At 67.1% G+C, this 12,362-nt stretch carries 12 protein-coding genes; all 12 read left to right on the plus strand.

What is annotated here, in order from left to right; genetic code table 11:
• The first annotated feature begins 686 nt into the window (after positions 1-686).
• The 12 genes from ACWEQQ_RS04495 (at position 687) to ACWEQQ_RS04550 (ending at position 12,356) form a co-directional block, all read left to right on the plus strand.
• Positions 687-1,481: a DUF4158 domain-containing protein gene (locus ACWEQQ_RS04495; RefSeq protein WP_452347112.1), complete on the plus strand. Its 795-nt coding sequence runs from the start codon at positions 687-689 to the stop codon at positions 1,479-1,481.
• A gap of 261 nt (positions 1,482-1,742) precedes the next feature.
• On the plus strand, positions 1,743-2,117 hold the full coding sequence (locus tag ACWEQQ_RS04500) for an ethanolamine utilization protein (protein ID WP_452347113.1): 375 nt from the start codon (positions 1,743-1,745) through the stop codon (positions 2,115-2,117).
• Between the two features lie 9 nt (positions 2,118-2,126).
• Entirely contained in the window at positions 2,127-2,666 is a 540-nt protein-coding gene (locus ACWEQQ_RS04505; RefSeq protein ID WP_452347114.1) for a dimethylamine monooxygenase subunit DmmA family protein, read from the plus strand.
• Positions 2,663-3,607, plus strand: coding sequence for a PDR/VanB family oxidoreductase (locus tag ACWEQQ_RS04510; RefSeq protein ID WP_452347115.1), 945 nt, complete (start codon positions 2,663-2,665; stop codon positions 3,605-3,607). The genes ACWEQQ_RS04505 and ACWEQQ_RS04510 overlap by 4 nt, the downstream gene beginning before the upstream one ends.
• Positions 3,604-4,602, plus strand: coding sequence for a heme-dependent oxidative N-demethylase family protein (locus ACWEQQ_RS04515; RefSeq protein WP_452347116.1), 999 nt, complete (start codon positions 3,604-3,606; stop codon positions 4,600-4,602). The genes ACWEQQ_RS04510 and ACWEQQ_RS04515 overlap by 4 nt, the downstream gene beginning before the upstream one ends.
• A complete protein-coding gene (locus ACWEQQ_RS04520) occupies positions 4,599-5,141 on the plus strand; it encodes a dimethylamine monooxygenase subunit DmmA family protein (protein WP_452347117.1) in 543 nt (180 codons plus the stop codon). The genes ACWEQQ_RS04515 and ACWEQQ_RS04520 overlap by 4 nt, the downstream gene beginning before the upstream one ends.
• Positions 5,138-6,148, plus strand: a complete 1,011-nt coding sequence (locus tag ACWEQQ_RS04525) for a PDR/VanB family oxidoreductase (RefSeq protein WP_452347118.1) — start codon at positions 5,138-5,140, stop codon at positions 6,146-6,148. The genes ACWEQQ_RS04520 and ACWEQQ_RS04525 overlap by 4 nt, the downstream gene beginning before the upstream one ends.
• A gap of 40 nt (positions 6,149-6,188) precedes the next feature.
• The gene (locus ACWEQQ_RS04530; RefSeq protein ID WP_452347119.1) at positions 6,189-7,256 is read left to right on the plus strand and encodes a heme-dependent oxidative N-demethylase family protein; all 1,068 of its coding nucleotides are present in this window, start codon (positions 6,189-6,191) and stop codon (positions 7,254-7,256) included.
• 83 nt (positions 7,257-7,339) lie between these two features.
• Positions 7,340-8,842: an APC family permease gene (locus ACWEQQ_RS04535; RefSeq protein ID WP_452347120.1), complete on the plus strand. Its 1,503-nt coding sequence runs from the start codon at positions 7,340-7,342 to the stop codon at positions 8,840-8,842.
• Between the two features lie 522 nt (positions 8,843-9,364).
• The gene (glnT, locus tag ACWEQQ_RS04540; RefSeq protein WP_452347121.1) at positions 9,365-10,696 is read left to right on the plus strand and encodes a type III glutamate--ammonia ligase; all 1,332 of its coding nucleotides are present in this window, start codon (positions 9,365-9,367) and stop codon (positions 10,694-10,696) included.
• A 32-nt stretch (positions 10,697-10,728) separates the two neighbouring features.
• Positions 10,729-11,652 carry a glutamine amidotransferase gene (locus tag ACWEQQ_RS04545; RefSeq protein WP_452347122.1) on the plus strand — a complete coding sequence of 308 codons (924 nt, stop codon included), beginning with the start codon at positions 10,729-10,731 and terminating at the stop codon, positions 11,650-11,652.
• The gene (locus tag ACWEQQ_RS04550; RefSeq protein WP_452347123.1) at positions 11,649-12,356 is read left to right on the plus strand and encodes a GltB/FmdC/FwdC-like GXGXG domain-containing protein; all 708 of its coding nucleotides are present in this window, start codon (positions 11,649-11,651) and stop codon (positions 12,354-12,356) included. The genes ACWEQQ_RS04545 and ACWEQQ_RS04550 overlap by 4 nt, the downstream gene beginning before the upstream one ends.
• The last annotated feature ends 6 nt before the right edge of the window (positions 12,357-12,362 follow it).

Raw genomic sequence — 12,362 nt, forward strand, 5'->3', positions numbered from 1 at the left:
GACGGATCCCTTGCGCATCAGGGAAGCCAATCCAACCCCTCTGGATGTGCAGCCCAGGGTGATCGCAGTCGATCCCGGCACACGCGCGGTCTGTGTCGCGACCACCGTTGGACGCCCCGATCCGACCCGCACGAGCAAGATCTACATCGTGCCCTCTCCCGCCGCGAAGGGGACTGAAGACGGACGCTGAGTTGCTTGGTGCGAAGAAGAACGCCAGCGTGTCCTCGCTGTAGTCCGCGAAGAGTTTCACTTACCGCGCCCGAACGCCAGCGGCAAGACCGGGTTGAACACGATCAGCAACGCCCGCGGCCACCTGGTCGAAGAAGTCACGCTCGGTGATCGTGCCGTTGACGATTGCCTGCCCCAGCGCAGTATTTCCACCGAAGTGGGTCGTCGGTTCTCCGGCTTGTGGTCAAACATCGGAATCCTCGCCAGTTCTTGTCTGCGCTGTCACTGGCGAGCCTGCGTCACCGAGGGTCCTACCCGCGACGACCGAACTGCCCGCGGCATACCTATTTTTGCCGCCCCCGGTCCAGCAGAGGTGCCGGTCAACAACAGGTGTGACCCGAATACGCCGGAAAGGGGCAAGGGCGTTCTGTAGTCGCTGGTCACAGGTATCTGTCGCGGTGGTCGGCCTGGTCGTTTAGGGTTCGGGCGGTTGTGTTTACCAGGGTGTCGGGGGTTGTGTGGCGTCGATCGACCGGACCGCGTATCCGCGGTTCAAGCGGCTGGTGTCGGGGCGAGAGCTGGCCGGGTCGTTCACGCCCTCGGATGCCGAGGTGGCGTCGGCGCGGTCGCATACCACGTCTGAGGTGCATGTGCTGGTGCTGTTGGTGTGGCTGAAGTCGTATCAGCGGCTCGGGTATTTTCCGAAGCTTGCTGATGTGCCCGAAGTTGTTGTCGCGCATGTCAGCTCGGCCGCCGGTCTAGGGTCGGAGGTCGCGGCGGTGGAGCGTGATTCGCCGCGTACGGCGAAGTGGCATCGGCAGTTGATCCGGGAGTACTTCGGTGTGGTGTACGAGCCTGCGCGGGTGCGGGCGGTCGCGGAGGCCGCGATCCGGGCGGCGGCGCAGACGAAGGACAATCCGGCGGATCTGATCAACGTCGCGTTGGAGGAGTTGGTGCGCCAGTCGTGCGGGTTGCCCGGCTACACCACCCTGGATGCGACGACCGCTACCATCCGCACCGAGGTCAACACCGGTTTCTACACGGCGGTGGCCACGCGGATCGGCCCGCCCGAGCGGTCCCGGCTGGCGCGGTTGCCAGAACGCGTGTCATCCGCCCTGGCCGCGCTGGTTGGTTCCCGACGTCGGCCGTCAGCGAAGTCCGACGCCCTCGGTGAGCGAGTCGGGCGTATTCGTTTCCCTGGGCTGCCGCGCCCCATTGCGCCGCATCCCACCCGCGACACGCTCAGCCACGCCGCAACCCAGATCAGCCGTGCTCTGCTTCATCTACGGCAACTCGACGCCCCACCGGTCTGACCATCTTTCAGAACAGGGGGCCGCGCATCGCAAGCAGCCGGATGCCCGAAGGAACTCAGCTACCAGATCCCGCCATTGCCCCTTCCGGCGTATTCGTGTCATACCCAACAAGAGGGTTACGTGGGCCGGGGCTTGTTGCGGCAGCATGAATATTGCAGTGAAACGATGTATCGCCATATTCAACGATTCGTGACACGGGCGTAATGGCAGCCAAGTTTCCTAGTGGAAGACAAAGTTTCCCCTGAGGACTTGGAGTGAGCCATGAGCGACAAGATCACCCCGTTCCGCGTGACCCCGGACGCATGGAAGAACCTGCCGAAGATGCCGCAGGAGCAGTACCCCGGCACTGACGGCTACATCGCCGACACCTACGCCAACCCCGACAGCAGCGTGATGTGCAGCGGCTTCTTCGAACTCAACCACGCCGATGAGCCGCTGCTCTACGAGTACACCTACGACGAGATGAAGGTCGTTCTCGAGGGTGAGTTCCTCCTGGAAAACGCCGACACGGGACAGAAGCTGGTCGCCAAGGCGAAGGATGCGATCTTCTTCCCGAAGGGCTCGCGCATCCTGTTCTCCACACCGGACCGTGCCCTGGCTTTCTACACCGGCCACCGCCAGGCCGAAGCGCTCTGAGGCTGTGACATGACGGCATATGCCACCACCAGCGTCCCCCGCTGGGCGGTCACAGGGTTATCCCTTGCGTCCGCCCGGCCGGACGCCGCAGCCCGCTCCTGGATTCACGTTGCCCTCGGCGAGGGCGGTGTGGCCGCCCTGCGGGACTGGGGTTCCGAACTCGACGGCGCAGCTGTCACCCAGGTCACGGGGGCGACCGCCGAGGACGTACGGGCCGACGTGGCCGAGGCGATCTCGCAGGCGCGGGTCGGTGTGCGGGTAGCCGTCGCCGGCCCCTCGGGCGACTGTCTGGTAGTGCGGGCGCAGCTGCTCAGCGCCGGGCTCGAAGAGGACGAGCTGACCATCCTTGCGACCGGCGCCGGGCCGATCGAGGTCTACTGCTCGCACTGCCGGCAGGTCACTCGGGCCGAGGCCGGCATCGGTGACGTCACCCCATGCGCCAGGTGCGGGCTGGGACTGCAGGTCTACTACCACGTCTCCCGTCTGACGGGCTGTTATCTCGGCTTCCAGGCGGACGCCGAGATCCTTCCGCAGCGAGGTGCCCGATGACTACCGAGACGCTCGAGCTTGTCGTGACGGCCATCGACGACTCGACCCCCGAAATCCGCAGCATCACCTTCGCCGCCCGCAATGGTGACGCGCTGCCCGGTTTCGTCGCCGGGAGCCACCTGGCCATCGACGTCGGGGGACGATTCAATGCCTACAGCCTGACCGGCGATGGTGTGCACCCGTTGTCGTACTCGATCTCGGTGCTCCGGGTCGCAGACGGTGCCGGGGGCTCGATTTTCATTCACGACGAACTGGCCCTCGGTGATGTGGTGACCGCGCGGCTCCCGCGCAGCGCATTCGCTCCGGCTGCGATTGCGGTCAAGCACCTGTTGCTCGCCGGCGGCATCGGCGTCACGCCGATCGTGTCACACCTTCGGGCCGCCGCCCGGTGGGGGTGCGAGGTCCAGGTGCTCTACACGTTCCGCGAGGGTCGAGGCGCCCATATGGACGACGTCCGGACCCTCGCTCCCGATACGGAGTTCCTGACCCGGGGCCCAGAGGAGTTCCTGGCGCGGCTCAACGACGTACTGCTCGACCAGCCGGTCGGCACGCACCTGTACGTTTGCGGCCCCGGGCCCATGATCGATGCGGTCATCGACACCGCCACCGCGCTGGGCTGGCCGGAGTCGCGCGTGCACCTGGAGCGCTTCGCGCTGGACACCCTCGACCCCGGCGAGCCCTTCACCGTGACGCTCGCCAACAGCGGGCGGACCGTCGACGTGCCCAGCGGCACCACCCTGCTCGAGGCCCTCGAGCAAGCCGGCATTGCCGTCCCCAACCTATGCCGACAGGGCGTATGCGGGGAGTGCCGGATCCCCGTCATTGCGGGCAAGCCGCTGCACCGCGATCTATTCCTGACCGACGAGGAGAAGGCCTGTGCAGACGCCGTCATGCCGTGCGTCTCACGCGCCGACGGACCCAGCCTGGAGGTGGCACTGTGACAATCGCCGAGCGCATCGTTCCTGAAGTCGGGGAGGGCTTCCCGTTCCCCTTCCCCGAAGACCAGTACCGCTACAGCACCAACGTCGAGCCCGCCGGGAAGCCGGTCGTAACACCGGTCGGCCGGTGGGGCGACTCGATCATCGCCATCGACGACCACTACCTCGCCGAGCTCGACGAGCGCGCCCGCATCCTCGAGCGCGACCCGAGTCGCCACGCGGTGCTGCCGCACATGCGACCCGCGTGCTGGGACGCGCTATTGACGATCCTGCGTGAGCTCGCTAAGGCCTACCCGGCCTCTTGCACCCTGACCCACCTCGGCGCCGGACGCTGGAACTGGACCAACGCTCTGACCGGCGACAGCCTGGAATTCACTTATGGCGACGACGCGACCCTCCCGGTGCCGCCCCTGCTGTGGATCTCCTCGCAGGTGCAGGAGGACATCGTGCTGCTGGACCAGCGCGACCAACTCTACGGCGACGCCGGCGTAGTGACCTTCGCGGCGGATTGGAGCATGGCCTTCGACGTCGGCATGAGCTTCCTGGAGATCCACGGACCCGTGCCGCGCATCCGCGAGGAGGGCATCATCACCCGCGCCCATGCGTTCCTCGAGGGGCTGCAGCCGCATGCGCCGTACCGCCGCACCAACTGGACACTGACGATCGGGCGGCGCCTCGACGTGGCCACTGAGATCTACCCCGAGTGGGGCCCCGACCGGGAGACGATCCAGATCGTCGACGACGAGGCCTTCGGGCGTCTGGTGCACCTGCGAGTCGAGGTGCAGCATCTGATCCGGCTGCCCGACTCCGGCGCGGTGATGTTCCTGATCCGCACCTACATGATGCCGCTGGAGGTGCTCGCGACGATCGAGCCGTGGCGCACCCGCGCCGCCCGCGTGTTCGCTGAGCTGCCCCGGGACATGGCCGAGTACAAGGGCATTGTCAAGTACAAGGACCGCGCGGCAGCCTGGCTCGAAACGCACCGGAGTGCGGCATGAGCGCGGCCATCGTCGAGCAGGTTCCTCCACAGTTCCCCTCGCTGCCGCGCTGGCCTGCCAGCACCGAACCGGTCGACACCACCGGCACGAGCTTCCTCGTCCTCGCTGTCGGTGGCGGCTCGAAGGCGGCTGCGCTCGCGCGGGAGTGGACCGCCGAGGCCGAGGCACTGGGTCCGACGACGTTGGCCGTACTCGACGCGATCGACCACCCGGCGGACCGGGAAGCCTTCCAGACCGTGCTGGGACGCGCCCGCACAGGTGTCCGCGTCATGGTCGTCGGTGGCCAGTACGACGTGCTCCAGTCCCTGTCGATGCTGCGCCGGTCCGGAGCCCTCGAGGCCGAGCTCCGCTGCTTCGTGACCGACTATTCCGAGATCCCGGTGTTCTGTGCTCACTGCCAGACGATCTTCCGCGCCGTCGCCGCGCCCGGCGGCGCAGCCACCTGCCCCGGCTGTGGCCGGGACCTGGAGGTGCACGAGCACTTGGCCGCGCTGCTGGGCAGCTTCCTGGCCTCGGACGCGAAGGCGAGAATCCTGTGAGCACCACCGCCCTGCACCAGCGGGCCGAGGAGTACGCCGGCCACCAGCACCCGGGCTACGCGCTGGACCCGCGGACGCTGCAGGTCGTCGGCCTGACCCAGCTCACCGACGAGATCCTGCACATCGAGTTGGCCGATCCTGCGGGCACACCGCTCGCCCCCTACCAGCCGGGCAGCCATCTGATCATCGCGGTCGGCGAGGGGCGCCGCAACGCATACTCGCTGACCGGCGACGGCTTCAACCCGCGCACCTACGAGATCTCGGTGCTGCGCCTGGACTGCGGCGAGGGCGGCTCGGCATGGCTGCACGACAACCTCGAGATCGGCCGGTCCGTCGCGATCGAGGGGCCTCGCTCGATGTTCCCGGCCGTGCACGACCAGCAACACGCCGTCCTGGTGGCCGGCGGCATCGGCGTCACGCCGGTGCTGTCCCACGCACGCGCTCTGGCCCGGTCGGGCAAGTCCGCGACCATCCTGTATTCGTACCGGCCCGGCCACGCGGCGCACCTCGACGACCTGCGCGCCCTGGCCGGGGAGCGCATCCGCCTCGTCGAGGCGACGTCGGTGGACGAGACTCGGACGGCCCTCGAGGTACTGCTGGCCGACCAGCCCTTCGGCACCCACGGGTACGCATGTGGCCCGGCGCCGATGCTGGGGGCGTACGAGGCAGCTGCACTCGAGGCTGGTTGGCCGGCCGGCCGGGTGCATCTGGAGCGGTTCGTTGCTCCTGAGCTGGATCCTGGTGACCCCTTCACGGCGACGATCGCCTCGACCGGCCAGGAGGTCGAGATACCCAGCGGTGTCAGCCTGCTCGACGCGCTGCTCAAGGCGGGCGTCCCCGTGAACTACCTGTGCAAGCAGGGCGTGTGCGGCGAGTGCCGGATTGCGGTCAAGACCGCGAAGGCCCTCGAGCACCGCGACTTCGTCCTCACCGCCGAGCAGAAACAAGCAGCCACCCACATCATGGCCTGCGTTTCGCGCGGCCATGACATCAAAGTAGACCTCTGAACCCGGCCGAGTTCGGACCGGCCCAGCCAGGAAGAGCGCGATGACTATCGCCCGTGAGCCCAAGACCGACTTCACCACGATCACTCCCCTCGACACCCCGGCTGTAGCGACGTTCCTCGCCGAGCCGATCGACCACATGGCCCGGCTGCCATGGCCGTTTCCGGACGGCTCCGAGTCCTTCCGCTATTCCGTCAACGTCGACCAGGCTCGGGTGCCGCGCACGACGCTGGCCGGTGAGTGGGGCCGTCACATCGTCGATCTCGGTGGTGCCGAGTACCCCCGGATCATGGCCGAGCGCCGCGTTGTGCTGGACACGGATGCGTCCCGGGTGCAGATCCTGCCCGGCATGGAGCTGGCTTGCTGGGACCTGCTCCTGTACTACTTGCGCGACCTCTCTCTGTCCTACCCCGCGATCATGCACCTCGACGAGCAGGTCGACGGCGATCCCGACCGCTTCCACTGGCGCAACGACGTGCTGGGCACCGACCAGGTCTTCGTGCTCGGCGAGCAGTCGTCGCTACCGTGTGGACCGCTGGAGTTCCTCGCCCGCGAAGTCCCCGACGACCTGCTTCTCGTGCGGGAACGAGACGGAAAGCTCCACTTCGACGCCGGCGCGGTCACCTTCGCGGCTGCCTGGTCGGTCAGTTTCGACGTGGGCATGGATATGTACGAGATCCACGGCCCGGTGCCCCGCATGACCGGTTCCGGTATGACGGCCCGAGCCGAGCAGTTCCTCCTGCGTCTGCCAGCTGACCAGGTCTTCCGCCGAGTCAACTGGAACATCGCCGCCTCGCCCACGCGCAAGTACGACATCGCCCTGGAGTCGCTACCGGAGTGGGGCCGCGACATGCCCGACGCCGTACACCGCGGCGATGCGATCGAGAACTGCCAGTTCCGCATCGAGCTCGAACACTTCATCCGCCTACCCATGACCGGAGCGGTGACCTTCAATATCCGCACGTTCATGGCCTCGCTCGCCGAGGTTCTCGAATACCCACGATATGCCGCGCAGCTCGCCACCATCCTCGACGAACTTCCCGATGACCTGGCCACCTACAAGGGGTTCATCGACCTTATCCCCGACATGGTCGCCTATCTCCGACGCTGACCGTGCGCCTTCCTACCAACCTCATCGCGACAGCGCCGTCGCTTTTCCCGCTGACCTGTGACCCAATCCAAAGGGATAGATCGATGACAATTTCCAATCAGGAGCCGGCCGTGGGCCACGAGTTCGCCGTCGCGGCCGTGGACGAGCCGGCGCTGCTCAAGACGATGCACTGGTATGACGGCTTCGTCATGGCCCTATCCAACCCGGGCTTCATCATCGCCACCATCGGCTACACCACTGGCGCGCTCGGGGCGCTCGGCGCGTTGGCCGTGTGGCTGGGATCGATGGTGATCGCGGTGCTGCAGAACAAGGTCTACACCGAGCCCGCCACGATGTTCCCCGAGCACTCCGGTGGCATCGCGATGTATGCCTTCGAGGGTTGGCGCTCGCGCTTCAGTCTGGCCGGGCCGATGTCGGCGATCGGCTACTGGGCAGGGTGGTCCTCGGTGCTGGCGATCTTCGGCCTCACCACGGGCGGACTGATCCAGGCGCAGTGGTTTTCGACGACGACCTGGGGCGTCTCGGCCGGCATCCACCTGGACCTGCCGCGCGTCATCGCGATCGCGCTGATCCTGGGCCTGTGGGCGATCAACGCCCTGGGCGTAAAGCCGGTCAAGATCTTGGGCTACCTCACCGGCGGGCTGCTGTTCATCCCGCTGGTGCTGTTCATGATCGTGCCGTTCTTGCTCTCCGACTACTCCGCCTCGAACCTCACGTGGGGGCTCGAGGGAGCCAACGGTTCGACGTGGAGCACGATCCAGCTGGTTCTGGCCTGGCTCTACCTCAATGCCTGGTCCGCGTATGGCATCGAAGTCTGCGCGACCTTCGCGCCGGAATACCACGACACCGAGAAGGACACTCATAAGGCGCTCATCCGTTCGGCGATGTTCTGCCTCGCGGTCTACGCCTTGCTGCCACTGTCGCTGGGCGGCGCGGTCTCGCAGAGCGACCAGGCCGCGGCGCCGCTGGGCTTCTACGCGACGTTGCTGCACCGCGAGATCGGCTCGGTCGGGTCCAACATCGTCGTGGTGTTCATGATCGGCAGCTTCATGCTGGCTATGAACGCGGCGAGCGCTGGCGGGGCCCGGACGCTCTACGGCATGTCGAAGTCGGGCATGACGATCAAGTGGTTCGGCCATATCAACAAGCACAACGTCCCCAGCCGAGGCATGTACGTCGACGTGGCCGTCAACATCCTCGCGGTGCTGTTCCTGCCGACCACGGTGGCTGTGCTCGCCGCCAGCAACATGGGCTACGTCCTGTGTCACATCTTCGCGCTGTCGGCCGTGTTGCTGCTGCGCAAGGACCGGCCCGGTCTGGCGCGCCCGCTCAAATTGTCGACCCCGTGGCTGTGGGTTGCCGGTGTCCTGGTCGTCTTCAACATCGCATTACTTGCGGTCGGCGCAACCTCGTTCTCTATCACGGGTTACGGCGGCTGGGGAGAGGTCTTCGTCGGCCTGGGCCTGCTCGCGGTCGGGTGCCTGCTCTACATCTACCGCACGATGGTCGAGGACAAGGGCGCCTTCCGCCTTCAGGACAAGCACCCCAGCACGCTCGTGCCGGGGATGACGCCCGAGACGGCCTGAGCATGGCCGGCGTGCCAGTCCGGCTGAGCTGCACCTGCGGCCACGTCGGCACCTGGGTTGCTGAAACGGGGCAGGCGTGGGTGTGTCCAGCATGTGCCCGCTGCTGGGCGCCGGACACCACCGCGATCGACGTCGTGACCAGGGGTGCGAACGACCTGGCCAGACTGCGTCATCTAGTCCTTGGCCTGGTTCTCGGCGCCGTTGTGGTGGCCGCAGTGCTGGTCGCCATCCACCCGGCCTGGGCGCTCGGTGCGCCGCTGCTGGTCGGAGGTGCGCTCCTAGCATTCCGCCCGACGTACAAGAAGCGGCGCCAGCGAGCCCTGGCGAGCGTGCGTAGCGGCATTCGGCTGACCGCAGCACGGGCGTGAGGTTTCTTGCGCGAAGGCGGTCGACAACGGGGTCGGCCGTCCTCGGCGGGTACCAACATCGGATTCTCACTGATCTGCAACATGGCCGTAACCACCGCTGTCTACTGTGATGAACCATTGACTCACAGTAGTGAACATCTGACGGGAGCAAGCGATGCCCACAACGCATGACCTCGCCAGTCTCTGCCGAGAGACCGGCACCACCTTCATCCTCGCTCTGTTCGTCGACCTCAACGGCAAGCCGTGTGCCAAGCTCGTGCCTGTCGAGGCGGTCGAGGAGCTGGCCTCGGACGGCGTCGGCTTTGCCGGCTACGCGGTGGGTGCGATCGGCCAGGAGCCGAAGGACCCCGACCTGATGGCGATCCCGGACGTCTCGTCCTTCACGCCGATTCCCTTCGTCAAGAAGGGGCTCGCGATCGTCCACTGTGATCCGCACGTGGCGGGCAAGCCGTGGCGCTTCGCCCCGCGGGTGATTCTCAAGGAGGTTGTCGCCAAGGCCGCCCTGGCCGGGTTCGTCCCATTCGCTGGTGCAGAGGTGGAGTACTTCTTGCTCAAGCGCGACGTCAACGGGGCCCTTGTCCCCGCCGACGACCTCGATTCGGCCGCCCAGCCGTGCTACGACGCCCGCGGCGTCACCCGGATGTATGACCACCTCACCTCGATCAGCACGGCGATGAACAGTCTCGGCTGGGGCAACTACGCCAACGACCACGAGGACGGCAACGGCCAGTTCGAGCAGAACTTCCAGTACGCCGAGGCTCTGACCACTGCGGACCGGGTGATCACCCTGCGCTATCTGCTCAGCGTGCTCGCCCAGGAGCGCGGCATGATCGCGACCTTCATGCCCAAGCCATTCGCCAACCGCACCGGCTCCGGCCTGCACCTGCACCTCTCGCTGCGCGACACCGCGACCGACACCGCGGTCTTCCCCGCCAGCAGCGAGGGCGGGGAAGACTCTGTCGGCCTGGGTCTGTCCAAGACGGCCTACTCCTTCGTGGCGGGCATCCTCGAGCACGCCACCGCCCTGCAGGCGGTCATCGCCCCCACGGTCAATTCCTACAAGCGAACCGGCGCGGTCGCCTCCAGCGCGAGCGGAGCCACCTGGGCGCCCAAGCTGCCGACCTACGGCGGCAACGACCGCACCCACTACGTGCGCATCCCCGACAACCAGCGCATCGAGCTGCGCGGCGGTGACGGCTCGGCCAACCCCTACCTGGCCATCGCGGCCGCGGTCGATGCCGGCCTGGACGGCATCGCCAGCGGCCTCGCCCTCGGCGAGGCCGGTACCGGCCCGAATACGCCCTTCCCGCTGACGCTGCTGCACGCGGTCGAGGCCTTCGAGGGCGACGAGGTTGTCAAGGGCGCCCTCGACGTCGCCGGCGCCGGCGTCGCCGACTACTTCGCAAAGCTCAAGAAGGACGAGTTCTTCGCCTACCACGCGGCTGTCTCCGAGTGGGAGCACGACCGCTACCTCACGGCCTTCTGAAGCCGGGACCAGCCAGATCAAGGGAGACAGGAATGTGTGGAATCGTCGGGTTGCACCTGCGCAACCCCCAGCTCTACCCACAGCTCGGTGAGCTGCTCACAGGGATGCTCGGCGAGATGCAGGACCGCGGCGCGGACTCCGCCGGCATCGCCGTCTATGGCAACGAAGTCTGGTCGCCGAAAGGCCAGGGCACGATCTCGCTGATCGACATCGAGGTGCCCGCCGACGTGGTCGCCGCCGCGCTCGCAGCGGAGGTCGGCGCCGAGATCGCTGTCACCGTGGTCGACAACGTGCTGATGGCCAGCGGCGCAGCGGACTCCAGCGCGCTCCTGGCTGCCGCCAAGAAACTCTATCCGCACGTACTCGTGGGCGGCTTCGGCGAGGACCTCGCAGTGCTCAAGGGGGTTGGAACCCCCAAGGACCTCGCCGCCGCCTGGGGCCTGGACAAGGTGACCGGCTGGCAGGGCGTGGGCCACACCCGGATGGCGACCGAGTCGGCCGTCACCGCCTCCGGCGCGCACCCGTACGCCGTCGGCCCCGGCGAGTGCCTGGTGCACAACGGCTCCTTCGCCAACCACGCCTCGATCCGCCGTGACCTCGAGGCCGCGGGCGTCGAGTTCGACTCCGAGAACGACACCGAGGTCGGCGCACGCTTCGTCGCCCACGAGCTGGCCGGCGGCAAGGACGTCGAGACTGCGCTGACCGGCCTGACCGAGACCTTCGACGGCTTCTACACGCTGCTGGTCTCCAACCGCGACTCCTTCGCCGTGGTCCGCGATGCGATCGCCTGCAAACCGGCGGTCATCGCCGAGACCGACGACTGGGTGGCGATGGCCTCGGAGTACCGCGCTCTCGCCCACCTGCCGGGTGTGGAGTACGCCCGCATCTGGGAGCCCGAGCCGGAGGTCATCTACGCCTGGACCCGTCGTGAGACCGAGGAGGTCGTCCCCGCATGAGCACTATCGCCACCGAGCCCACCACAAGCGCCATCACCACCTTCGACCTCGTCATCACGCCGCTGCGCGAGGTCAACCAGGCGCTGCACGCCGAGTGCCTGTCGGGCGAGTTCGTCATCGACAACCCGTTCGGCGCGCACAACGTCGCGGTCGGAATCGACGCCCCCGTGAAGGTCACCATCAACGGCCACCTGGGCTACTTCGCGGCCGGAATGAACAAGCAGGCCGAGATCACCGTCAACGGCAACGCCGGCCAGGGTCTGGCCGAGAACCAGATGAGCGGGGTGGTGCACGTCACCGGCTCGGCCTCGCAGTCCGCCGGCGCGACCGGTCGTGGCGGCCTGCTGATCATCGACGGGGACGCGGGTGCGCGCTGCGGCATCTCGCTGAAGGGCCTGGATATCGTGGTTGGAGGCTCGATCGGTCACATGAGTGCCTTCATGGCGCAACGCGGGCGCCTCGTCGTGCGTGGTGATGCGGGCGACGCCCTCGGTGACTCGCTGTATGAGGCCCGTATCTACGTGCGCGGCACAGTGAAGTCCCTCGGCGCCGACTGCATCGAGAAGCAGATGCGAGCTGAGCACCTCGAGGAGCTGGCCGGCCTGCTGAAGGCCGCCGGCTACGAGGATGACGACCCGGCCTCGTACAGACGCTACGGCTCGGCTCGCACGCTGTACCACTTCCACGCTGACAACACGTACTGATCTCCA

It is taken from the genome of Nocardia sp. NPDC004123 (genome assembly GCF_053603795.1).

Excerpts from the sequence above, each read along its gene's own strand:
- ACWEQQ_RS04500 (WP_452347113.1), top strand. The coding sequence starts at position 1,743 with ATGAGCGACAAGATCACCCCGTTCCGCGTGACCCCGGACGCATGGAAG.
- ACWEQQ_RS04505 (WP_452347114.1), top strand. The coding sequence starts at position 2,127 with ATGACGGCATATGCCACCACCAGCGTCCCCCGCTGGGCGGTCACAGGG.
- ACWEQQ_RS04510 (WP_452347115.1), top strand. The coding sequence starts at position 2,663 with ATGACTACCGAGACGCTCGAGCTTGTCGTGACGGCCATCGACGACTCG.
- ACWEQQ_RS04520 (WP_452347117.1), top strand. The coding sequence starts at position 4,599 with ATGAGCGCGGCCATCGTCGAGCAGGTTCCTCCACAGTTCCCCTCGCTG.
- ACWEQQ_RS04530 (WP_452347119.1), top strand. The coding sequence starts at position 6,189 with ATGACTATCGCCCGTGAGCCCAAGACCGACTTCACCACGATCACTCCC.
- ACWEQQ_RS04535 (WP_452347120.1), top strand. The coding sequence starts at position 7,340 with ATGACAATTTCCAATCAGGAGCCGGCCGTGGGCCACGAGTTCGCCGTC.
- glnT (WP_452347121.1), top strand. The coding sequence starts at position 9,365 with ATGCCCACAACGCATGACCTCGCCAGTCTCTGCCGAGAGACCGGCACC.
- ACWEQQ_RS04545 (WP_452347122.1), top strand. The coding sequence starts at position 10,729 with ATGTGTGGAATCGTCGGGTTGCACCTGCGCAACCCCCAGCTCTACCCA.
- ACWEQQ_RS04550 (WP_452347123.1), top strand. The coding sequence starts at position 11,649 with ATGAGCACTATCGCCACCGAGCCCACCACAAGCGCCATCACCACCTTC.